Genomic DNA, 20,958 nt, shown 5'->3' on the forward strand with positions numbered 1-20,958 from the left:
CTCACTCCGCCGCCATCAGGCGCACAGGCTCGCTGTGCGGGTTGGCGGCATAGTCGTCGATGCGCTGCTCGATCTCGTGACGGAAATGCGCGATCAGGCCCTGGATCGGCCAGGCCGCGGCGTCGCCGAGCGCACAGATCGTGTGGCCCTCGATCTGCTTGGTGACGTCGAGCAGCATATCGATCTCGCGCTTCTGGGCGCGGCCCTCGGCCATGCGCTCCATGACGCGCCACATCCAGCCCGTGCCCTCGCGGCAAGGCGTGCACTGGCCGCAGCTCTCGTGCTTGTAGAAATGGCTGATGCGGGCGATGGCGCGGACGATGTCGGTCGACTTGTCCATCACGATCACCGCCGCCGTGCCGAGGCCGGAGCGCAGCTTCGAGAGCGAGTCGAAATCCATCGGCGTGTCGATGATCTGCTCGGCCGGGACCATGCGCACCGACGAACCGCCGGGGATGACCGCCTTGAGATTGTCCCAGCCGCCGCGGATGCCGCCGCAATGCTTGTCGATCAGCTCGCGGAACGGAATGCCCATCGCCTCTTCGACGTTGCAGGGCTTGTTCACATGGCCCGAGACGCAGAAGAGCTTGGTGCCGACATTGTTCGGCGTGCCGAGCGAGGAGAACCAGCTCGCGCCGCGGCGCAGGATGGTCGGCGCGACCGCGATCGACTCGACGTTGTTGACCGTGGTCGGGCAGCCATAGAGACCCATATTGGCCGGGAATGGCGGCTTCAGCCGCGGCATGCCCTTCTTGCCCTCGAGGCTCTCCAGCAGCGCCGTCTCTTCGCCGCAGATATAGGCGCCGGCACCGTGATGCACATAGAGATCAAAGGGATAGCCGTGGACGTTGTCCTTGCCGATGAGCTTGGCCTCATAGGCCTCGTCGACGGCGCGCTGCAGCGCCTCGCGCTCGCGGATGTATTCGCCGCGGATGTAGATATAGGCCGCATGCGCGCCCATGGCGAAGGAGGCGATCAGGCAGCCCTCGACCAGCGTATGCGGGTCGTTGCGCATGATCTCGCGGTCCTTGCACGTGCCCGGCTCCGACTCGTCGGCATTGACGACGAGGTAATGCGGGCGCCCGTCGCTCTGCTTGGGCATGAACGACCATTTCAGCCCGGTCGGGAAGCCGGCGCCGCCACGGCCGCGCAGGCCGGACTTCTTCATCTCGTCGATGATCCAGTCCCGGCCCTGCTCCAGGATGAACTTGGTACCATCCCAGCCGCCGCGTTGGATCGCGCCCTTCAGGGAGCGGTCATGCAGGCCGTAGAGATTGGTGAAGATGCGGTCGCGATCTGCGAGCATGTCCTAGTGCCTCACTCTGCCGGCTTGTCGCCAAGCTTCGACTCCGGGCGCCAGCCCGTCGCGAGCTTCTTCGACTGAGCAATCCAGTCGTCACGCAGCGCCCGACCCTTGAAGCCGGTCAGCCGTGCATCGACCCAGGCGAGCTCCGCCGGTGTCCATTTGGCGATCTGGTCGTAATGCCAGACGCCCATCTCGTTGAGCATCTTGCCAAGCTTCGGCCCGACGCCCCAGATCAGTTCGAGATCGTCGCCCTTGCCGTCGCGCGCGGCGGTCAGCAGTTCGGGCTTGCTCTCGTCGGTCGCGATGGCCTTGTCCGCTGCCGCAGGCTTGGCGGCCTCGGCGACATCCTTCTTCTCGACCTTGCCCTTGGCAGCCGGCGTGTCGTTCGCGGCGCTGGAGGGCTGGGCCGGCTCCGAAGGCTGCGGGCGGGCGGCGGCGGCCGTCTCTGTCGCGGGCTTCTCGGCAACGGCGGCCGGGGTCGCCTCGGCCTTCTTCGCCTCGGCTTCGGCGGCCTTCTTGGCTTCTGCCTCGGCGGCGGCCTTGGCGGCTGCGGCTTCGGCCGCGGCCTTACGCTGCTCGGCGATGCGCTTCTGCCAGTCGCCCGCGCCGATCATCGAGCCGTCATAGAGGGCCTTGTCGGTCAGGGTCTGCGGACCACCTTCCGGCTCGGAGCCGGTGCGGCCGTTCTGCGGGCCGGGCTTGGTGGCGCGGCCATTGCGGAGATCGTCGAGAAGCTGGCGGAAATTCGCCGGCGTCAGGTCCTCGTAGTAATCGACATTGATCTGCGCCATCGGGGCGTTGCAGCAGGCGCCAAGGCACTCGACTTCGAGCCAGGAGAGCTTGCCGTCGGCGGTCACGGTCGATTGCGGGCCGATGACGTCCTCGCAGACCTTCTTCAGCGCCTCGGCGCCGCGCAGCGCGCAGGGCGTCGTGCCGCAGAGCTGGACGAAGAACTCGCCGACCGGCTGCAGGTTGAACATGGTGTAGAAGGTCGCGACCTCCAGCACGCGCATCGGCGCCATGCCCAAGCGCTTCGCAACGGTCTCGATCACGGCGCGGGAAACCCAGCCCTCCTGCTCCTGCGCCTTCCACAAGAGCGGAATGACGGCGGAAGCCTGGCGGCTTTCCGGGTACTTGGCGATCTGCTGGTCGATCCAGTTCTCGTTCGCCGCAGTGAAGGCGAAGGAGGCCGGTTGGATAGGATCAGGTGCGAGACGACGGACGGACATTCGGCTTTCTCAACCCTGGCAATAGCTTCGATATTGGGCGGCGGCACGCGGCAGAGCCGGCACACAACGCCCGTAATTCGGATCCTGGCCGCCGCAGCTGCAGCTGAAGACCGGATCCGTACAACGGCGGACATAAATCCAGGAGCACCAGCTCACATAGCCGGGCTGATCCTTGGCAACATAGCGAAATCCGGCCTTCTCAAGCTGCTGATAGGTCGGACGGCCCTGCGCCGACGCGCCACTCGCGGCGATTGCGCACCCAACCAGCCCCATCAAGGCAGCGGCCAATCTCACCGATCGACCTCCCCGAACACGATGTCCAGCGAGCCGAGGATCGCGGAGACGTCGGCGAGCATGTGCTTGCGGCACATGAAATCCATGGCCTGGAGATGGGCGAAGCCCGGGGCCTTGATCTTGCAGCGATAGGGCTTGTTGGTGCCGTCGGAGACCAGATAGACGCCGAACTCGCCCTTGGGCGCCTCGACGGCCGCATAGACCTCGCCGGCCGGCACCCTGTAGCCCTCGGTGTAGAGCTTGAAATGGTGGATGAGCGACTCCATCGAGCGCTTCATCTCGCCGCGCTTGGGCGGCACGACCTTGCCGTCGAGCGAAGAGACCGGGCCGCCGCCATCGGGCGCCAGCAGCTTCTCGCAGCACTGCTTCATGATGCGCACCGACTGGCGCATCTCTTCCATGCGGATGTGATAGCGGTCGAAGCAGTCGCCGTTCTTGCCGACGGGGATGTCGAATTCCATCTCCTCGTAGCATTCATAGGGCTGCGACTTGCGCAGATCCCAGGGCGCGCCGGAGCCACGCACCATCACGCCCGAAAAGCCCCATTTCCAGCAGGTCTCGAGATCGACCACGCCGATATCGACGTTGCGCTGCTTGAAGATGCGGTTGTCGCTGAGCAGGCCTTCGAGGTCGTCGCAGACCTTGAGGAACGGATCGCACCATTCGGCGATGTCGTGGATCAGCGAGACCGGGATGTCCTGGTGCACGCCGCCCGGACGGACATAGGCCGCGTGCATGCGCGCGCCGCAGGCCCGCTCGTAGAAGATCATCAGCTTCTCGCGCTCCTCGAAGCCCCAGAGCGGAGGCGTGAGGGCGCCGACGTCCATCGCCTGCGTGGTGACGTTCAGCAGATGCGAGAGGATGCGGCCGATCTCGGAATAGAGCACGCGGATGAGCTGGCCGCGGCGCGGCACGGTCACGCCGACGAGGCGCTCGACCGCGAGCGCATAGGCGTGCTCCTGGTTCATCGGCGCGACATAGTCGAGCCGGTCGAAATAGGGCACGGCCTGGAGATAGGTCTTGGCCTCGATCAGCTTCTCGGTGCCGCGATGCAGCAGGCCGATATGCGGATCGACGCGCTCGACGATCTCGCCGTCGAGCTCCAGCACGAGGCGCAGCACGCCGTGCGCCGCCGGATGCTGCGGGCCGAAATTGATCGAGAAGTTGCGGATATTGTGCTCGGTCATGCCGTGCCGCCCTGCTTTGCCGCGACGCGGGCCAGGAACTCGTCCCCGGTCAGCCGTGGCCGATCGCCGGCAAACGCATAGAGCGCCGGCTTTTCATCGATGAAGATCTCCGCGACGAAGTCGAAGGATGATTGGTCGTCGAAGGCCTGGAAGGCGACCGCGACATGGCCGTCCGCACCTTCGCGCAGGCGCCAGAACAGGCTCGACCCGCATGTCCTGCAGAAGACCCGCTCACCCCAGTCGGAGGACGGATAGACACTGAGCGCCTGCTCGTCCGCCACCGACACGCCGGAGCAGGGCACCGCCATGAAGACGCCGCCGCTCCATTTCCGGCACATGCCGCAATGGCAGACATCCATCTCCTGCTTCTCGGGCGTCGCGGTGAAACGCACCGCGCCGCAGAGGCAGCCGCCGGACAGGGTTTGGTGGCCCGCCGCCATCACGCCCCCTTCGCCTTCTCGTCGCCCGGCAGCACGTAATCCGTGCCTTCCCAGGGCGAGAGGAAATCGAAGTTGCGGAATTCCTGGTTCAGCTTCACCGGCTCGTACACGACGCGCTTCTGCTCGTCGTCATAGCGAACCTCGACGAAGCCGGTCAGCGGGAAGTCCTTGCGCAGCGGATAGCCCTCGAAGCCGTAATCGGTGAGGATGCGGCGCAAATCCGGATGGCCGGTGAACAGGATGCCGTAGAAATCGTAGGCCTCGCGCTCGAACCAGTTCGCCGCCGGGAAGACGTCGACGACGGAGGGAACCGGCGTCGCCTCGTCGGTCTGGACCTTGACGCGGATGCGCCGGTTATGGTGCGGCGCGAGCAGGTGATAGACGACGTCGAATCGCCTCTCGCGGCCGGGATAGTCGGCCCCGGCGATGTCGGTGAAGTTCACGAAGCGGAAGCGCGGGTCGCTGTAGAGCGTGCGCAGGACCTCGACGATCGAAGCCGCCTCGGCATGGATCGTCAGCTCCTCGAAAGCGACGACCGCCTCCGTGACCGCGCCGGGCAGCGCAGTCATGATCTCTTCACCGAGCTTTTCGAGCGCTTCGCTCATCGTCTCACCTTCATCGCCTGCCGCATCGACCGATGGAGCGCTCAGCGCTCGATCGTGCCGGTGCGGCGGATCTTCTTCTGCAGCAGCAGCACGCCGTAGAGCAGCGCCTCGGCCGTCGGCGGGCAGCCCGGAACGTAGATGTCGATCGGGACGATGCGGTCGCAGCCGCGGACCACCGAATAGCTGTAGTGGTAATAGCCGCCGCCATTGGCGCAGGAGCCCATCGAGATGACGTAGCGCGGCTCCGGCATCTGGTCGTAGACCTTGCGCAGGGCCGGAGCCATCTTGTTGGTCAGCGTGCCCGCCACGATCATCACGTCGGACTGGCGCGGTGAGGCGCGCGGCGCGAAGCCGAAGCGCTCGACATCGTAGCGCGGCATCGAGAGCTGCATCATCTCGACGGCGCAGCAGGCCAGGCCGAAGGTCATCCACATCAGCGAGCCGGTGCGGGCCCAGTTGATCAGATCGTCCGTCGCGGTGACGAGGAAGCCCTTGTCGGCCAGCTCGTTGTTGATCTCGACGAAGAAGGGATCACGCGCCCCGACGGGCTTGCCGTCCGGACCGAGCAAACCCCTCGGCGCCTGCGCGACGAGCGGATCACCACGATCGATCGCTGTGACTGCCATGTCCTAATCCTCGTGAACGTCTAGTCTGCCTGACAGAAAACGGAAAACCGCCTCACGATCAGGTCAGTCCCACTCCAGCGCGCCCTTGCGCCACTCGTAGATGAAACCCACGGTGAGCACGCCGAGAAAGACCATCATCGACCAGAAACCATACCAGCCGAGCCCGCCGAAGGCGACGGCCCAGGGGAACAGGAACGCGACCTCGAGATCGAAGATGATGAAGAGAATCGCGACCAGGTAGAACCGCACGTCGAACTTCATGCGGGCATCGTCGAAGGCGTTGAAGCCGCATTCGTAAGCCGAGAGCTTTTCGGCGTCAGGCTTCGAATAGGCGATCGCGAAGGGGGCGATCAGCAGCGCCAGCCCGATCACCGCCGAGACGCCGATGAACAGCACCAGCGGCAGGTAGTCGGTCAGAAGGGAATGCACCGGAAGAGCTTGCATCGTCGAACTCGCTTCGCGCGGCCGCACAACGGCTCACCGCCCCGTTCGCTTAGACCCTCGATTAGAATGAAGCAAGACTCCGCCGCGCCGCACAATCGCGTGGGCGGGTTGTATGCGGCGCAGGATGCGGCAAAATCGCACCGCCTCCGCTCTCCCTCCCACGGCCATGAGGCAAAATTCGGCCGGAAGCGCGTGTTTTTCGCGTTGGGAACCCACAGCAATTCGTTCACCCTGCCCGAATCGCCCGCGGGCGGACGCTTTTTTGAAAGGCCCTCCATGCGCTCCCCCTCCCGGCCATCCTGCGGCGCAACACCGCGCGGAGCCCGGCCGGCGTGAAGCCGCTCGCCTGCCTGCCGGCGAGCCTGGCGTTCGCCGTAGCCCTGCTCCTTGCCGCCGAAGCCCGCGCCCAGGACGGTCAAAGCGTGCGTGCGCCCCAGCCGCCGCAACGTCCCTTCGATCTCGATCTGGCAGGCACGCCGAAACTGCCGCCGATCGTCGTGCCACCCGCGCCGCGCCCGGCGCAGGAGACGCCGGCAAGCCCCGCCGTCGCAGAGACGCCGCCAGCCGCGCCATCGACGGAAACGCCCGCAGCCGGCGGAACGCCTGCATCGGAAACACCGCCCGCAGAGGGTACCGCGCCCATGGCCGACGGGCCGGACGAGGATGAGGGGCCGGAATGGCCGAAGCTCACCCCCGGGCAGAAGGCCGGCGCGGAGCCGGCATTCGACCCGAACGAGAAGGCCGACAGGCCCGGCATCTCCACCAATCCAGGCACGTCGACCGCCTGCCTGCCGCAGCGGCTGAAGCTGATTCTCGGCAAGATCGTCGACAGGTACGGCGCGGTGAAGGTGACCTCGACCTGGCGGCCGCCCTGGCGGGCGCGGCGCGGCTCCTATCACAAGCGCTGCGAGGCGATGGATTTCCGCGTGCCCGGCGTGAAGCCGCGCGTCGTGCTGGAATGGGCGCGGTCACTGCCGGAGGTCGGCGGCAACCAAGTCTACTGGAACGGGCTGATCCATATCGACACCGGGCCGCGCCGGCCCTGGTGAGTCGGCGCGGCAATGGCCGGGGGCCAGCCTGTCGGTCAGGCCCCGGCCCTAGTCGCGAGGATGAACAGGCGGGGGAAGCGCAGCAGCACCTTGCCGTCCGGCTCGACCGGATAGGCGGGCGCGATCCGCTCCTTGTAGCGTGCGAGGAAGCCCTCGCGCTCATCCGCAGGCAGCGGGTCGAGATAGGGCTTCAGAGCGGTGCTCTTGAACCATTCGACGATCGCGTCATGGCCAGCCAGCGCGTGGACATAGGTGGTCTGCCAGAGATCGACGGTGCAGCCGGCCTCCGCGAGCCAGCGGCGATAATCAGAGAAACTGCCCGTCGGCGCCCGCGCTGCGGCGGCCTCGACGAGACGCCCCGCCCAGGGCCCTTCCGCCGCGGTCTCGGCCATGGCAACGTGAGAGGGCTCGGCGAGATTGTTCGGCATCTGCACGGCGAGCTGGCCGCCGGGCTTCAGCGCACCCGCGAGCCGGGGAAACAGGCTCGCATGGTCCGGCAGCCATTGCAGCACCGCATTGGCGAAGATCAAATCGTAGTCAGGGCCGGCCGACCAATCGTCGAGATTCGCCAGCACGAAGGAGAGCTGCGGCAAGCGCTTGCGCGCCTTTTCGATCATGTCGGGCGAGGAATCGAGCCCCGTCACCTCGGCATCGGGAAAGCGGGCCGCGACGAGCTCCGTGCTGTTGCCGGGGCCGCAGCCGAGATCGATGCAACGCGTCGGCGCCCGAAGCCCGACGCGCTGGATCAGATCGAGCGGCGGGCGCGTCCGCTCGTCCTCGAAGCGCAGATACTGATTGGCATCCCAGTCGGCTTTGGCAGACATGTCGCATTCCATTCCCTGGTGCGCCGCCATGGGACGGCGGCGCACTCTACAATAGCGGGCCGCATGCCGTGTCCAGCCCGATATCGCAGCGCCTTGTTCTTCGGGCGCGGTTCGCCGCTCAGTGGCTCTCGCCGTGCTTCAGGATCTGGCCGAGGAATTTGCGGGTGCGCTCGTTTTGCGGCGCCGAGAAGAACGATTCGGGCGGCGCGACCTCGACGATCTCGCCAGCGTCCATGAAGATCACCCGGTCGGCGACCTTGCGGGCAAAGCCCATTTCATGGGTGACGCAGAGCATGGTCATGCCGCTCTCGGCGAGCTCGACCATGACGTCGAGCACCTCGGAGACCATCTCGGGGTCGAGCGCCGAAGTCGGCTCGTCGAACAGCATGATCTTGGGGTTCATGCAGAGCGAGCGGGCGATGGCGACGCGCTGTTGCTGGCCGCCGGAGAGCTGGACCGGATATTTGTTGGCCTGCTCCGGGATATGGACGCGCTCCAGGATCCTGCGGGCGTTCGCCTCGGCCTCAGCCTTCGCAATGCCGCGCACCTTCATCGGCGCCAGCGTGCAGTTCTCCAGCGCGGTCAGATGCGGGAACAGGTTGAAGCTCTGGAAGACCATGCCGATCTCGCGGCGGATGTCCTCGATGCCCTTCAGCCCGGCATGGACCGTCGTGCCGTCGATGACGATATCGCCCTTCTGATGCTCCTCGAGCTGGTTCAGGCAGCGGATCAGGGTCGACTTGCCCGAGCCGGAGGGCCCGCAGATGACGATGCGCTCGCCGCGCGAGACGGTGAGGTCGATATCGCGCAGCACATGGAAGTCGCCATAGAATTTGTCGACATGACGCATCTCGATGATCACGTCGCCGATCTCATGGTCGCCGGCGGAGGGAGCGGTCGCGGACATCTGCAAAAGCCGTTCTGGTTCAGTTGGAGATGCGCCCGGCACAGGACCGGGCGCATCCGGTTTCAGAAGCCGTCAGGCCCCGTGAGCGATCACCACTTGGTGCCTTCGAACTGCGGCATCGGCGGCAGCTTCGGCAGCGGCATGCCGAACCATTTCTGGTTGATCTTGGACAGTTCGCCGTTGCCCTCGATCTCGGCGATGAACTTGTTCGAGAACTCGGCCAGCGCGGTATCGGCCTTGCGGAAGGCCATGCCGTTGGCCTGTTCCTTGAGCGTGATCTTGGGTTCGATGCCGAGCTGCGGATAATCCTTGTTGAGCTGGGCGAGGATGGTGTTGCTGGCGCCCATGCCCTGGACCTGCCCGGAGATCAGGGCCTGAAGCGCGGTCGCGTCGTCATCATAGCGCTTCAGCGGGGTACCGGGAGGGGCGACATTGCTGATCGCGATGTCCTGCGTCGAGGCGCGCGCGACGCTGATCGTGACGTTCTTCAGATCCTCCGGCGTCTTGACGTTCAGGCTCTTGGGGGCCAGCACATAGATCGTCAGCGTGCTGTAGGGGTTGGAGAACAGCACCTGCTTCTGACGCTCGGGGGTGATGCCGAAGGTGGCGATCAACAGGTCGACCTTGTTGGTCAGCAGATAAGGGATGCGGTTCGGGCCGGTGACCGGGACGAGCTCGAGCTTGACGCCGAGCGCCTTGGCCATCAGCGCCGCGACATCGGCGTCGTAGCCGGCCGGCTGCTGCTGGGCGTCGGTGCCACCGAAGGGCGGGTAGTCGGTCAGCACGCCGACCATCAGCTTGCCGCGGGCCTTGATCTCGTCAGGGGTAGCGGCCTGCGCCGGGGCGACGTTGAGCGCGGCGGCGGCAAGGCCGGCGAAGACCAGCGTGCCGAGGCCGCGGCGGCAAATCGATTTAAACAGGGACATGGGGACGTTCTCCTCTGGGACAGGCTGAATTGCATCGCCGCCTTCAGCGGGCGGCGACGAGGAGCTTTTGCTCCATCCTTTTGCTGTAGGCCGAGAGCGGCCTGCAGATGACGTAATAGAGCAGCGCGACGAGCGCGAAGACCGTGAAGGGCCGGAAGGTCGCGTTGTTGATGATCTGCGCCGCGCGTGTCAGCTCGACGAAGCCGATGATCGAAGCGAGCGAAGTGCCCTTGATGAGCTGCACCAGGAAGCCGATCGTCGGGGGAATTGCGATGCGGACGGCCTGCGGCGCGATGACGAGCATCATCTTCGGCCAGTAGCGCAGGCCGAGCGAGGTCGCCGCTTCCCATTGTCCGCGCGGCACGACCTCGATGGCGCCGCGCCAAATCTCGCCGAGGAAGGCGCTGGCATGCAGCGACAGGCCGAGCGCCGCCGCCGTCCAGGGGTCGACCGACCAGCCGAACAGCCCGGGCACGAAGAAGGCGAGGAAGAGCTGCATCAGCAGCGGCGTGCCCTGGAAGAGCTTGATGTAGCCAGCCGAGGCGAAGCGCAGCCATTTGTATTCGCCGCTGCGGGCGAGCGCCACCAGCGCCCCGCCCAGCGCGCCGCCGAGGAAGGCGACGAGCGAGAGCAGCAGCGTCCAGCGCACCGCCATGATGATGTAGATGATGTCGCCTGATCCGAGTGTGCGCATGTCGTCACCTCACCGGGTTGGCTTGCGCAGGAAGGCGCGTTCGATCCCGGCGAAGACCGTCCAGAAGAAGACGGAGAGGCCGAGATACAGACAGGTGGCGACGAAATAGACCTCGAAGCTGCGGAAGGTGCGCGACTGGATGTCGCCCGCCACCGCCGTCAATTCGCTCGCCGCGATCGCCGAGCAGACGCTGGTGTTCAGCATCAGCAGGATGAACTGGCTGGTCAGCGAAGGGTAGATCGCCTGGATCGCCGGCTTCAGGATGATGTAGCGGAAGATCTGGAGCGGGCGCATGCCCAGCGACTTGCCCGCCTCGACCTGGCCCTTCTGGATGCTCTCGATGCCGGCGCGGATGATCTCGATGCCATAGGCGCCGACATTGACGACCAGGGCCAGCAGCGCCGCCCCGTTGGAGGAGAACTTCAGGCCCAGGGACGGCAATCCGAAATAGATCATGAAGATCTGGATCAGGAACGGGGTATTGCGGATCAGCTCTATATATTCGTCGATGATCCGGACCAGCCATTTCGGCCCCGAGGTCTTGCCGAGCGCGCCGGCGACCGAAACCACCATGCCGATCGCCATCGCCAGTGCCGACAGCACCAGCGAATTGAGCAGCCCCTGCAGCAGCTCGGGCCATGCCGAGAAGACATCGGCGAAATCGAATTCATAGCTCATGCGGGCCGCCCGTTCCGGGTGGCGAAAGCAGGGCTGCCTTCATATGCCTTCCTCATCAATCCTCCCGGCCGGCCGGGCCGCCGGTTCTCGCCCGGGGCCGCAGCAGAATCCCTACAATCGCGGAATCAGCAAGCCGCCATCGGCGTTGATCACTGTTCCAGTCGCATAGGCGAACTGTCCACCCGTCAGGGCAGCGACGACCGCTGCGACATCTTCGCCCTCGCCCCAGCGGCCGGCGGGAATCAGCCCCTCGGCGATGCGCGCATCGTATTTGGCAGCGACCTTCGCGGTCATCTCGGTGCGGATCACGCCCGGCCTGACCTCGAAGACCGGAATCCCCTCCGGCGCGAGCCTGACGGCGAGCGCCTTCGCCCACATCGAGAGGCCGAGCTTGGAGACGCAGTACTGCGCCCTGTCGATCGAAACCAGCTCGGTCGAGGCCGAGGTGATGAAGACGATGGCCGGGCGCTCCGGCCTGTCGGCGAGCATGGCCTTGGCCACCTCCTGGCTCAGGAAGGCGGCGCCGCGCAGGTTGACGTCCATGACGACGTCGAAACTCTGCGGCGTGATCTCCAGCATGTCACCGCGCACCGGCGCACCGATGCCGGCATTCGAGACGAAAACATCGAGCCGGCCGCATCGCTGTTTGACGTTCGCCACGAGGTCGGCATGGCTCGCGACGGCCGCGACATCGTGCCTGAAGAACCGAGCCGCAGCGCCCGCCGCCTCGAAGAGCTTCAATGCTTCGTTCGCAGCCTCGTCCTCGACGATGTCGGTGAAGGCGATGTCATGGCCCGCCTTGGCGAGCGCGACGCCGATGGCGCGGCCGATGCCGCGCCTTGCGCCGGTGATCAGGGCGACGGGACGGCTCATCTCATTCTCCCCGGTATTGTGGCGTGCGCTTCTGCTGGAAGGCCGCGACGCCCTCCTTCACATCCTCGGTGTAGGAGACGAGTGAACTCGCCAGCGTCTCCATGATCGCAGCGCTGTCCTCGCCCTCGGCCGCATTGATGAGCTGCTTGACGACGAGGTTCGCCACCGGCCCGCGCTGGCAGACGCGCTCGGCCATGGCCTGCGCGGCCGCGAGCGCCCCGCCCTTCTCCACGACCTGATCGACGATCCCAAGCGTCAGCGCCGTCTCAGCCGTGACGATCTCGCCGGTCAGCGCGAGGCGGCGCGCGACCTGCCCGCCGAGCCGCCTGACCAGACGCTGCGTGCCGGACCAGCCGGGAATCATGCCGAGCCCGCTCTCGGGCAGGCCGATCTTGGCCTGCGCCTCGCAGATGCGGATATCGGCGGTAACGGCGAGCTCGAGCCCGCCGCCGAGCGCGTGGCCATTCATCGCGGCAATGACCGGCGGCTTCATCCGCGCGAGCTTGTCGAAGACGCGATGGCCGGAGCGGACCCAGCCCTGCCCCATCTCCAGCGGCGATAACCCGCCCCAGGCGACGATGTCGCCGCCGGCGCAGAAGGCCTTGCCCTCGGCCGTCAGGATGACGGCACGGACCGAGCGGTCGGCGTCAATGGTGTCAGCAAAGCGGCCGAGCAGGCCGACCATGACGTCGTCGAGCGCGTTGAGCTTTTCGGGCCGGGCGAGCGTGATCGTCGCAATGCCCGAGGCGATGTGGAGGCGGACGGGATCGCTCATGCCGCCCTCGCGGGGAGTTCGAGGCCGATCAGCGCCTCTTCGAAGAGCGCGGCGTCCATCAGCTTCGGCGGCTTCGGGACCAGCAGCGGGAATTCGCTCTGAGCGAGAATGTCGCGCTCAAGATCGACGCCGGGCGCGATCTCGGTGACGGCGATGCCGTCCGCCGTCAGCTTCATCACGCAACGCTCGGTGATGTAGGTCACGTCCTGGCCCTGGGCGACGGCACGAGGGCCGGAGAAAGAAATATGCTCAACGGCTTCGACCAGCTTCTTCACCTTGCCCTCCTTCTCGATGACGAGCTTGCCCTCAGTGATGGCAAGCTTGGCCGCAGCGCTGAAATAGCCGGAGAAGACGATGCGCTTGGCCCGGGCGGTGATGTCGATGAAGCCGCCGGCGCCAGCGGTGACATGCGGACGCACGCCAAGCTTGGAGACGTTGACGCAGCCCTGCCTGTCGATCTGCAGGAAGGAGAGCAGCGACATGTCGAAGCCCGCCCCCTGGAAATAGGTAAACTGGTAGGGCGAAGGCACGATCGCCTCGGCATTGGAGGCGCAGCCGAACTGGAATTCGAGCAACGGCACGCCGCCGACGGCGCCCTGCTCGATCACCCAGGTGACGGCGCCGTGCTGGCCTTCCTCAATCAGGATGCGCGGGACATTGGCCGAGATGCCGAAGCCGATATTGACCGCGTCGCCGTAACGCAGTTCCTGCGCGACCCGACGCGCGATCACTTTGGCGACGTCGAAGGCCGGCGTCTCGAAGCTCGACAGCGGCCGGCGCACCTCGCCGGAAATGGCGGGATCGTAGACAGTCTGCGTGGTCTGCATCTGGTCTGGCGCGACCACGATGGCATCGACCAGAATGCCGGGCACGAAGACGGCTTGCGTGTTGAGGCTGCCGGCCTCGACCACGCGCTTCACCTGCGCGATGACGATGCCGCCATTGTTGCGCACGGCCAGTGCCTGATCGAGCGGGCCGAGCAGGCCGCCTTCATGCTCGTAGGAGAGATTGCCGCGCTCATCGGCGGTGGTGGCGCGGATGATCGCGACTTGTGGCACGATGCTGCGGAAATAGAGCCAGTCCTCGCCGTCGAACGCGACGCGGCTGACGATCGGCTCGGCCATGGCGCGCGCGTTCATGGCGCAGCCCTGGTGCTTGGGATCGACGAAGGTGTCCATGCCGATCTTGGTCAGCACGCCCGGCCGCTTGGCGGCGGCTTCGCGGTGCATGTCGAATAGGATGCCGCTCGGGATATTGTAGGCCGGGATCTCATCGCCCGTGACCATCTTCCAGATCGCAGGCGGCTCGGCCGAGGACGGGCCGGAAGGATAGGAACCGCCCATGATCCGGGCGAGCAGGCCGGGCTTGGCGATGTGATCGACGCCCTTGACGCCCCACATGTCGCCGGCCGCGATCGGGTGCAGCGTCGTCAGGTTGCGCGGGTGACCGGAGGCGTCGAAGCGCCGGCCGATGGCTGCAAGCACCGCATCAGGGCAGCCGAGGCCGGAGGAGGAGGAGACCGTGACGATCGCCTCATCCGGGATCAGGGCGGCGGCTTCGTCGGCGGAGAGGATGCGGGGAAAAGCCATGTTTCTTATCTCTTCGAGGTCTCAGCCGGCGGCGGCGAGCGCGCGCTGATAGGCGCCGCAGGATTCACGGATGACGAGGTTGGCGGGGCCGATGAAGCTTTCGGGCTCCGCGGCGGGGTCATTGATCTGCTTCAGCAGCAGCGCGGCGGCGCGCTCGCCCAAGCCCACGGGATCGACGGCGACGGTGGTCAGCGCCGGCGAGACATGGCGCGCCTCGCTAGTGTCGTCGAATCCGACGATGGCGATATCGCGCCCGACGACGAGGCCGTGGCGCGCCACCGCCAGCATCGCGCCGATGGCGGTGACGTCGTTGTAGCAGACCACCGCTGTCGGCCGGTCGGCGAGCGAGAGCACGGCGCTCATCGCGCCGAAGCCGCCATCGCGCGTCGGCATGCTTTCGAGGTTGAGCGCCGGATCGACATTGCGCCCGGTCGCCTCCATCGCAGCGAGGAAGCCGCCATGCCGCTCCTGCCGCACCACCATCGAATGCATGCCGCCGAGAAAGGCGATGCGCTCATGGCCGAGATTGATGAGATGGCGGGTGATGCGGCTCGCCCCCGCCAGATTTTCCGGCACGACATGGCTCACAGCCACATCCGGCAGGCGGCGGATCGCCACCAGCAGGGCGGTACCGGCAGCCCTGACCCAGTCGAGATGCTCAGGCCGCGTATCCAGCGCCGGGCAGAGGATGATGCCGCCGGCGCCGTGCTCGCGCATCATCCGCATCACCTGCTCCTGGCGCACCACGCTTTCGGCGGTGTTGGCCATGAAGGCGACATAGCCCGCCATCTGCAGGACCTTCTCCACGCCGATCGCGAATTCGGCGAAGAACGGGTTGGAGAGATCGTTGAGGACGAGCCCGACGATGCGAGACTGCGCGTTGCGCAGATTGGCGGCGCCGCGATTATAGACATAGCCGAGCCGGTCCATCGTCTCGAGGACGTGCTGGCGCGTCTCGGGCTTGACCGCGCCGCGGCCGGTGAGGACGAGCGAGACCGTCGATTTCGAGACGCCGGCGGCGTCCGCGATCTCGATGATCGTCACCTTCTTCTTGGTATCTTGGCCCTTGCTGCCCTGCGGCTGCGGCATCGTTTCGTCCCGGGGCGCATCGCACTGTTCTTTTCTTGGAACGTTCCATTATCAGTGAATGAGAAGCGAAGCAATATCCCCTTTCAAAGGATTTATGCCGGCTGTATAAGGCTCGAAACACGTTTCTAAAATTGGAACGTTCCAATAAACGATTTGGAGGAAGCGATGGCCGAGATCACCCTGCCCCGCTCGGACGGCAGCAGCGAGCGCTACAGGCTTTCGCCGCCTTCGCCGTTCCCGCAGACGGCAAAGCCCAACGGCATCCGCACCGTCTATGCCGCCGCCCATGTCGTCGCCGCCCCGCTGAAGCAGCAGGAGCCCTGGCGCGTCCCGGCCGTGGATTGGGATGCGACGCTCGCCTTCCGCCGCCATCTCTGGGGCCTCGGCTTCAAGATCGCCGAGGCGATGGACACCTCCCAGCGCGGCATGGGGCTGGACTGGCCCAACGCCGCCGAACTGATCGCCCGCTCGCTGGCCGAGGCCAAGGCGACGCCGGGCGCCGATCTCGCCTGCGGCGCCGGCACCGACCAGCTTGACCCCAACACCGTGCGCAGCCTCGACGACGTGATCCGCGCCTATGAGGAGCAGGTCGGCCATATCGAGAAGCACGGCGGCAAGATCATCCTGATGGCGAGCCGCGCGCTCTGTCGCGTCGCGAAGGGACCGGACGACTATCTCGCCGTCTATGGCCGCCTGATCCGGCAGTGCCGCGGCAAGGTGATCCTGCACTGGCTCGGCGAGATGTTCGACCCGGCGCTCGCCGGCTACTGGGGCAACCGCGATTTCGAGCCGGCGATGGAGACGGTGCTCACCCTGATCCGCGAGCACGCCGACAAGATCGACGGCATCAAGATCTCGCTGCTCGATGCCGGCAAGGAGATCGCGATGCGCCGCCGCCTGCCGGAAGGCGTGGTCATGTATACCGGCGACGACTTCAACTATGCGGAGCTGATCGCCGGTGACGTGCAAGGCTTCTCGCACGGTTTGCTCGGCATCTTCGATCCGATCGCAGCGGCCGCAGCGGCTGCCTTCGCGAAGCTGGAAGCGGGCGACCGCGCCGGCTTCCACGCGATCCTCGATCCCACGGTCGCGCTCTCGCGCCGGCTCTTCGAGGCGCCGACGCAGCATTACAAATGCGGCGTCGTCTTCCTCGCCTGGCTGAACGGCTTCCAGAGCCATTTCCGCATGGTCGGCGGCGCCGAATCCGCGCGCGGCATCCTGCACTATGCCGATCTTTTCCGCCTCGCCGATCAGTCCGGGCTGTTCTTCGAGCCGGAATTGGCAGCGCGCCGCATGGCACATCTTTGCGCCCTCAACGGCGTCGCCTGAGGAGGAAAGCCATGCACGCCCCCTTGCTCGACGCCGAAATCTACGACCAGATCCGTGAGACCGCCCGGCGCTTTGCCGAGGAAGTCGTCAGGCCCGCCGCCAACGATCTCGACCGCGACGAGACCTTTCCCGCCGAGATTTACCGCCAGATGGGCGCGCTCGGCCTGTTCGGCATCACCGTGCCGGAGGCACATGGTGGTGCCGGCCTCGACACCTACGCCTATGCCATCGTGATGGAGGAATTGTCGCGCGGCTATGCCTCCGTCGCCGACCAATGCGGTCTCGTCGAGTTGATCGGCACGCTGCTGACCCGCTACGGCACGCCCGTGCAGCTCAAGCACCTGCCTGACATCCTCGCCGGCAAGACGCGCGTCGCCTATTGCCTGACCGAGGCCGAGGCCGGTTCCGACCTCTCGAACGTCCGCACCACCGCGCGCGAGACCGCAGAGGGCTATGTCATCGACGGCGGCAAGCTCTGGATCCACAACGCTCCCGTCGCCGATCTCGGCTTCGTGCTGGCCTCGACCGATCCGGCCGCCGGCCATCGCGGCATGAGCATCTTCCTGGTCGACCTGCATGCGCCGGGCGTCTCGCGCGGGCCGAAGGAGCACAAGATGGGCCAGCGCGCCAGCCAGGTCGGCGCGCTCAATTTCGACGGCGTCGTGGTGCCGCGCGAAGCCCTGCTCGGCCCCAAGGGGCGCGGCTTCCACATCATGATGAGCGTGCTGGAGAAGGGCCGCGTCGGCATCGCCTCGCTGGCGGTCGGCATCGCGCAGGCGGGGCTGGAGGCCGCTCTCGGTTATGCCCGCGACCGGCGCCAGTTCGGCAAGCCGATCCTCGACAATCAGGGTCTGCAATGGCTGCTGGCCGACATGGCCAAGGACATCGCCGCCGCCCGCGCGCTGGTCGAGCGCGCCGCCTTGCTGATCGATCATGAGAAGCCTGCGACATCTGCCTCCTCGATGGCAAAATGCTTCGCCAGCGACACGGCGGTGGCGCAGACGGCGAACGCCGTGCAGGTCTTCGGCGGCTCCGGCTATATCCGCGGCTTCGAGGTCGAGCGGCTCTATCGCGACGCCAAGATCACGCAGATCTACGAGGGCACCAACCAGATCCAGCGCACCATCATCGCCAAGGAATTGATCAAGAACGGCGCCTGACGCTTCGGCGCCGCGACAGGGTCAGGAACGCGCGAGAATCAGGCGGATGCGCGTCATGGTACTGTCGCGGGACAGCGCCAGCTCGCCCTTGTGAGCCATCGCCACCTCGGCGGCGATGGAGAGGCCGAGCCCCGAGCCGCTCGACTCCGGCCCCTTGGCGAAGGGACGCGTGAACTCGGCCAGCGGCGCGGCAAAGCCGTCGCCGTCATCGGCGACCTCGATCCAGGCGGCGTCCCCATCGGCGCCCACCGTCACGACGAGCCGGCTGCGGGCGCCATGCCGCAAGGCGTTGTCGATCAGGTTGCTCAGCGCCTCGCGCAGGCTGACGGCGTCGCCGGAGACGATCGGCGCCTGCTCCGCCGGCACGAAGGCGATGTCGACCTCGCGCGGCAACGACAGCGGAACCGCCTTTGCCAGAACGCCCTTGGCGAGCTGGTTGAGATCGACGGCGGCCGCAACCGCGACATCCTTGCGGTGGATCACCATCGCATGGTCGAGGAGCTGCCCGGTGAGACGGCCGAGCTCAGCCGTCCGTTCATGGATGCGCTTGACGGTATCCGCCTTGCGCCGCGATGCGGGGGTGCCGATCAGGATTTCGACTTGCGCGTCGAGCGCCGCCAGCGGCGTACGAATCTGATGGGCGGCATCGGCGATGAAGCGCTGCATGATCGCCATCCGCTCTGAGAGGCGCCGCATGAAGTCGTCGATGGCCTGAACGAGATTGCGGATTTCAAGCGGCGGCTCCGCTTCGATCGGGCGCAGGTCGTCGGGGCGCCGGCTCGCGATCTCGCGCTCGATGCGGGTCAGCGGCTTCAGCGCCAGCGTCACCGCATAGGCGGCCGCCAACAGCGCGAGCACGCTCATCACGGCGATGACGCCGAGCGCCTTGAGCGTCAGGTCGCGAGCCAGCGCGCGCCGGGCGTCGGTCGTCTGGGCCACGACGATCGTCGACCAGTTGTTGGTTCCGGGCATGTCGATCTGCCGGGCAAGCGTCGCGATCCGTACCGGCTGGCCCTGATAGGTGCCGTCTTCGAGAACGACGCCAGCGCGGGTCTCCACCGGATCGGCGTCCGATACGAGATCCTCGTAGCCGGCGACGACGATGCCGCGCGGATCGACCACCTTGTAGAAGACGAGATCGTAGTCGGCGAGCGTCGCAATCGTGGAAACCGGCGGTTCGACCGTGACGACCCCGCCCTGGACATAGACGTTCTCGGCGATCTGCACCGCGCCGCCGCGCAGCAAGCGGTCATAGGCCTGCTGGGCCGCGAGCGAGGACGAATGCCAGGCGGCAGCCCCCAGCACGACCGCGCCCGCCGCCAGCACCGCCGTGAGCACGGCAATGATGCGGAAGCGCAGCGACAGGCGAAGGTCAGACAACCGCAAGCTGATAACCCAGTCCGCGCAGGGTCCGGATCTCCACCGGGGCGTCGGCCAGCTTGCGCCGCAGCCTTGCGACGAACTGCTCGACGGCGTTGGGGCTCGCCTCCTGGTCGAAGTTGAAGAGCTGCTCGATCAGCTCCTCCTTGGGCACGATCCGCTCCGGGCGCGCGGCGAGGATCTCGAGCACGGTCAATTCGCGGCGGGTCAGGTTGAGGGGTCTGTCGCCGACGCTCGCGACCCGCCCCGCCCGGTCGATGGCCAGCGGCCCGACGCGCAGCATGTTGTCGGATTGTCCGGCGCTGCGCCGCAACAGCGCCCGCGCGCGGGCTTCGAGCTCGCCATAGTCGAAGGGCTTGACCAGGTAGTCGTCGGCACCGAGGTCGAGCGCCCCGATGCGTTCGTCCACGGCGGAGCGCGCCGTCAGGACCAGCACGGGCGTCGCCAGCCGGCGGGCCCGCATCTGGCGCAGGATGGAGAGGCCATCCTGCCCCGGCAGGCTGAGATCGAGGATGACGAGGTCATAGGCCTGCACCGCCAGCAGCTCGGCGGCGGTGGTGCCGTCCTGCTCCCAGTCGACGGCATGGCCGATCTTCTCGAGCCGCATCACCACGGCTTCGGCGATGTCGGCGGTGTCTTCCACGACGAGCACGCGCAAGCGGATCGGCCTCTGGTTATCGAGTCAGGCTGGAGTCAGTCCCGCAGGCTATCACTGTCGGCAAGCGCCCATAAGTGCGCTCGGGAAACGAAAACAAGGGACGGTGCATGTTAGCCCCATTTGACGCCGCATCCGCGACTCCGCTGCTCTCGGTGGAGGGTGTGACGCTGCAATACAAGACGCCGGACGTGGTGGTGACCGCGACGCGGCGCGTCTCCTTCGACGTCTACCCGTCCGACCGCTTCGTCCTGCTCGGCCCGTCAGGTTGCGGCAAGTCGACCCTGCTCAAGGCGATCGGCGGCTATCTGACGCCGGTCGAGGGAGAGATCAGCCTGAAGGGCCGCAAGATCTCAGGCCCGGGCCCCGACCGGATGATGGTGTTCCAGGAATTCGACCAGCTCCTGCCCTGGAAGACGGTGCGCGAGAACGTGGTCTTCGCGCTGACCGCCTCCGGCCGGGCGATGCCGTCCGAGGCCGGGGAGCGCGCCCGCTCCTATATCGACAAGGTCGGCCTGACCAAGTTCATCGACAGCTATCCGCATATGCTCTCCGGCGGCATGAAGCAGCGCGTCGCCATTGCGCGCGGCATGGCGATGGAGCCCGACGTTCTGCTGATGGACGAGCCTTTCGCCGCGCTCGACGCGCTGACGCGCCGCAAGATGCAGGACGAATTGCTGCGGCTCTGGGACGACACGAAATTCACCGTGCTCTTCGTCACCCATTCGATCGAGGAAGCCATCCGCATCGGGACCCGCATCCTGCTGCTCTCGCCGCATCCCGGCGAGGTCAAGGCCGAGCTCAACAGCGTGCCGGCCGCGGAGATGGGCACGGGCACGCAGGCCGCGCTCGAAACCCGCATCAACGACATGCTCTTCGCGCATCATTGAACCGGAGGT

22 protein-coding genes are annotated in these 20,958 nt (G+C 66.5%); 4 read left to right on the top strand and 18 right to left on the bottom strand.

Annotated features, from left to right (window positions below; translation table 11 throughout):
- Position 1 precedes the first annotated feature (1 nt).
- The 7 genes from nuoF to GGC47_RS15380 all read right to left on the bottom strand — a co-directional run bounded on the left by nuoF (position 2) and on the right by GGC47_RS15380 (position 6,131).
- Positions 2-1,306 (bottom strand): NADH-quinone oxidoreductase subunit NuoF, encoded by a 1,305-nt coding sequence (nuoF, locus tag GGC47_RS15350; RefSeq protein WP_429068449.1) that lies wholly within the window; start codon positions 1,304-1,306, stop codon positions 2-4.
- An 11-nt stretch (positions 1,307-1,317) separates the two neighbouring features.
- Positions 1,318-2,535, bottom strand: coding sequence for an NADH-quinone oxidoreductase subunit NuoE (gene nuoE / locus GGC47_RS15355; protein WP_429068450.1), 1,218 nt, complete (start codon positions 2,533-2,535; stop codon positions 1,318-1,320).
- A 290-nt stretch (positions 2,536-2,825) separates the two neighbouring features.
- Entirely contained in the window at positions 2,826-4,016 is a 1,191-nt protein-coding gene (locus GGC47_RS15360) for an NADH-quinone oxidoreductase subunit D (protein WP_429068451.1), read from the bottom strand.
- Positions 4,013-4,456: a GFA family protein gene (locus GGC47_RS15365; protein WP_429068452.1), complete on the bottom strand. Its 444-nt coding sequence runs from the start codon at positions 4,454-4,456 to the stop codon at positions 4,013-4,015. Before GGC47_RS15365 ends, GGC47_RS15360 begins: the two co-directional genes overlap by 4 nt.
- Positions 4,456-5,061, bottom strand: coding sequence for an NADH-quinone oxidoreductase subunit C (locus tag GGC47_RS15370; RefSeq protein ID WP_142020822.1), 606 nt, complete (start codon positions 5,059-5,061; stop codon positions 4,456-4,458). Before GGC47_RS15370 ends, GGC47_RS15365 begins: the two co-directional genes overlap by 1 nt.
- Before the next feature lie 41 nt (positions 5,062-5,102).
- The gene (locus GGC47_RS15375) at positions 5,103-5,687 is read right to left on the bottom strand and encodes a NuoB/complex I 20 kDa subunit family protein (RefSeq protein ID WP_038367718.1); all 585 of its coding nucleotides are present in this window, start codon (positions 5,685-5,687) and stop codon (positions 5,103-5,105) included.
- Positions 5,688-5,750: 63 nt separating this feature from the next.
- Positions 5,751-6,131: an NADH-quinone oxidoreductase subunit A gene (locus GGC47_RS15380; RefSeq protein WP_370954217.1), complete on the bottom strand. Its 381-nt coding sequence runs from the start codon at positions 6,129-6,131 to the stop codon at positions 5,751-5,753.
- Positions 6,132-6,463: 332 nt separating this feature from the next.
- Here GGC47_RS15380 and GGC47_RS15385 point away from each other — a divergent pair, with 332 nt between their 5' ends.
- The gene (locus tag GGC47_RS15385; protein ID WP_429068453.1) at positions 6,464-7,180 is read left to right on the top strand and encodes a YcbK family protein; all 717 of its coding nucleotides are present in this window, start codon (positions 6,464-6,466) and stop codon (positions 7,178-7,180) included.
- Positions 7,181-7,215: 35 nt separating this feature from the next.
- Here GGC47_RS15385 and tam read toward each other — a convergent pair whose 3' ends face one another.
- The 9 genes from tam to GGC47_RS15430 form a co-directional block, all read right to left on the bottom strand.
- Positions 7,216-8,004 (bottom strand): trans-aconitate 2-methyltransferase, encoded by a 789-nt coding sequence (gene tam, locus GGC47_RS15390; protein ID WP_429068454.1) that lies wholly within the window; start codon positions 8,002-8,004, stop codon positions 7,216-7,218.
- A gap of 118 nt (positions 8,005-8,122) precedes the next feature.
- Positions 8,123-8,911 carry an amino acid ABC transporter ATP-binding protein gene (locus tag GGC47_RS15395; RefSeq protein ID WP_081925630.1) on the bottom strand — a complete coding sequence of 263 codons (789 nt, stop codon included), beginning with the start codon at positions 8,909-8,911 and terminating at the stop codon, positions 8,123-8,125.
- A gap of 89 nt (positions 8,912-9,000) precedes the next feature.
- Positions 9,001-9,837 (bottom strand): transporter substrate-binding domain-containing protein, encoded by an 837-nt coding sequence (locus GGC47_RS15400; RefSeq protein ID WP_051988452.1) that lies wholly within the window; start codon positions 9,835-9,837, stop codon positions 9,001-9,003.
- Positions 9,838-9,880: 43 nt separating this feature from the next.
- Entirely contained in the window at positions 9,881-10,531 is a 651-nt protein-coding gene (locus tag GGC47_RS15405; RefSeq protein WP_038367723.1) for an amino acid ABC transporter permease, read from the bottom strand.
- A 9-nt stretch (positions 10,532-10,540) separates the two neighbouring features.
- Positions 10,541-11,209, bottom strand: a complete 669-nt coding sequence (locus tag GGC47_RS15410; protein ID WP_142020820.1) for an amino acid ABC transporter permease — start codon at positions 11,207-11,209, stop codon at positions 10,541-10,543.
- Between the two features lie 111 nt (positions 11,210-11,320).
- Entirely contained in the window at positions 11,321-12,082 is a 762-nt protein-coding gene (locus GGC47_RS15415) for a 3-ketoacyl-ACP reductase (protein ID WP_142020819.1), read from the bottom strand.
- A gap of 1 nt (position 12,083) precedes the next feature.
- Entirely contained in the window at positions 12,084-12,857 is a 774-nt protein-coding gene (locus GGC47_RS15420; protein ID WP_142020818.1) for an enoyl-CoA hydratase/isomerase family protein, read from the bottom strand.
- Positions 12,854-14,446 (bottom strand): acyl CoA:acetate/3-ketoacid CoA transferase, encoded by a 1,593-nt coding sequence (locus GGC47_RS15425; RefSeq protein ID WP_429068455.1) that lies wholly within the window; start codon positions 14,444-14,446, stop codon positions 12,854-12,856. Before GGC47_RS15425 ends, GGC47_RS15420 begins: the two co-directional genes overlap by 4 nt.
- A 21-nt stretch (positions 14,447-14,467) precedes the next feature.
- Positions 14,468-15,535, bottom strand: a complete 1,068-nt coding sequence (locus GGC47_RS15430) for a LacI family DNA-binding transcriptional regulator (protein WP_142020816.1) — start codon at positions 15,533-15,535, stop codon at positions 14,468-14,470.
- Between the two features lie 165 nt (positions 15,536-15,700).
- Here GGC47_RS15430 and GGC47_RS15435 point away from each other — a divergent pair, with 165 nt between their 5' ends.
- Both GGC47_RS15435 and GGC47_RS15440 read left to right on the top strand, forming a co-directional pair.
- A complete protein-coding gene (locus GGC47_RS15435) occupies positions 15,701-16,864 on the top strand; it encodes a dihydrodipicolinate synthase family protein (protein ID WP_142020815.1) in 1,164 nt (387 codons plus the stop codon).
- A gap of 11 nt (positions 16,865-16,875) precedes the next feature.
- Positions 16,876-18,024 carry an acyl-CoA dehydrogenase family protein gene (locus GGC47_RS15440; protein ID WP_370954216.1) on the top strand — a complete coding sequence of 383 codons (1,149 nt, stop codon included), beginning with the start codon at positions 16,876-16,878 and terminating at the stop codon, positions 18,022-18,024.
- Between the two features lie 21 nt (positions 18,025-18,045).
- Here GGC47_RS15440 and GGC47_RS15445 read toward each other — a convergent pair whose 3' ends face one another.
- Entirely contained in the window at positions 18,046-19,404 is a 1,359-nt protein-coding gene (locus tag GGC47_RS15445) for a sensor histidine kinase (RefSeq protein ID WP_142020814.1), read from the bottom strand.
- Entirely contained in the window at positions 19,397-20,062 is a 666-nt protein-coding gene (locus GGC47_RS15450) for a response regulator transcription factor (protein ID WP_038367741.1), read from the bottom strand. Before GGC47_RS15450 ends, GGC47_RS15445 begins: the two co-directional genes overlap by 8 nt.
- Positions 20,063-20,169: 107 nt before the next feature.
- Here GGC47_RS15450 and GGC47_RS15455 point away from each other — a divergent pair, with 107 nt between their 5' ends.
- Positions 20,170-20,949 carry an ABC transporter ATP-binding protein gene (locus GGC47_RS15455; RefSeq protein WP_142020813.1) on the top strand — a complete coding sequence of 260 codons (780 nt, stop codon included), beginning with the start codon at positions 20,170-20,172 and terminating at the stop codon, positions 20,947-20,949.
- The last annotated feature ends 9 nt before the right edge of the window (positions 20,950-20,958 follow it).

This window comes from Allobosea sp. OAE752 (assembly GCF_050433265.1).
GTDB classification, from domain to species: Bacteria; Pseudomonadota; Alphaproteobacteria; order Rhizobiales; family Beijerinckiaceae; genus Allobosea; species Allobosea spartocytisi.

Bases quoted from the DNA above. Each gene is read 5' to 3' on its own strand.
- nuoF (WP_429068449.1), bottom strand. From the start codon at position 1,306: ATGCTCGCAGATCGCGACCGCATCTTCACCAATCTCTACGGCCTGCAT.
- nuoE (WP_429068450.1), bottom strand. From the start codon at position 2,535: ATGTCCGTCCGTCGTCTCGCACCTGATCCTATCCAACCGGCCTCCTTC.
- GGC47_RS15440 (WP_370954216.1), top strand. From the start codon at position 16,876: ATGCACGCCCCCTTGCTCGACGCCGAAATCTACGACCAGATCCGTGAG.
- GGC47_RS15430 (WP_142020816.1), bottom strand. From the start codon at position 15,535: ATGCCGCAGCCGCAGGGCAGCAAGGGCCAAGATACCAAGAAGAAGGTG.
- GGC47_RS15370 (WP_142020822.1), bottom strand. From the start codon at position 5,061: ATGAGCGAAGCGCTCGAAAAGCTCGGTGAAGAGATCATGACTGCGCTG.
- GGC47_RS15415 (WP_142020819.1), bottom strand. From the start codon at position 12,082: ATGAGCCGTCCCGTCGCCCTGATCACCGGCGCAAGGCGCGGCATCGGC.
- GGC47_RS15360 (WP_429068451.1), bottom strand. From the start codon at position 4,016: ATGACCGAGCACAATATCCGCAACTTCTCGATCAATTTCGGCCCGCAG.
- GGC47_RS15395 (WP_081925630.1), bottom strand. From the start codon at position 8,911: ATGTCCGCGACCGCTCCCTCCGCCGGCGACCATGAGATCGGCGACGTG.
- tam (WP_429068454.1), bottom strand. From the start codon at position 8,004: ATGTCTGCCAAAGCCGACTGGGATGCCAATCAGTATCTGCGCTTCGAG.
- GGC47_RS15410 (WP_142020820.1), bottom strand. From the start codon at position 11,209: ATGAGCTATGAATTCGATTTCGCCGATGTCTTCTCGGCATGGCCCGAG.
- GGC47_RS15435 (WP_142020815.1), top strand. From the start codon at position 15,701: ATGGCCGAGATCACCCTGCCCCGCTCGGACGGCAGCAGCGAGCGCTAC.
- GGC47_RS15380 (WP_370954217.1), bottom strand. From the start codon at position 6,131: ATGCAAGCTCTTCCGGTGCATTCCCTTCTGACCGACTACCTGCCGCTG.
- GGC47_RS15455 (WP_142020813.1), top strand. From the start codon at position 20,170: ATGTTAGCCCCATTTGACGCCGCATCCGCGACTCCGCTGCTCTCGGTG.
- GGC47_RS15425 (WP_429068455.1), bottom strand. From the start codon at position 14,446: ATGGCTTTTCCCCGCATCCTCTCCGCCGACGAAGCCGCCGCCCTGATC.
- GGC47_RS15400 (WP_051988452.1), bottom strand. From the start codon at position 9,837: ATGTCCCTGTTTAAATCGATTTGCCGCCGCGGCCTCGGCACGCTGGTC.
- GGC47_RS15405 (WP_038367723.1), bottom strand. From the start codon at position 10,531: ATGCGCACACTCGGATCAGGCGACATCATCTACATCATCATGGCGGTG.
- GGC47_RS15420 (WP_142020818.1), bottom strand. From the start codon at position 12,857: ATGAGCGATCCCGTCCGCCTCCACATCGCCTCGGGCATTGCGACGATC.
- GGC47_RS15375 (WP_038367718.1), bottom strand. From the start codon at position 5,687: ATGGCAGTCACAGCGATCGATCGTGGTGATCCGCTCGTCGCGCAGGCG.
- GGC47_RS15365 (WP_429068452.1), bottom strand. From the start codon at position 4,456: ATGGCGGCGGGCCACCAAACCCTGTCCGGCGGCTGCCTCTGCGGCGCG.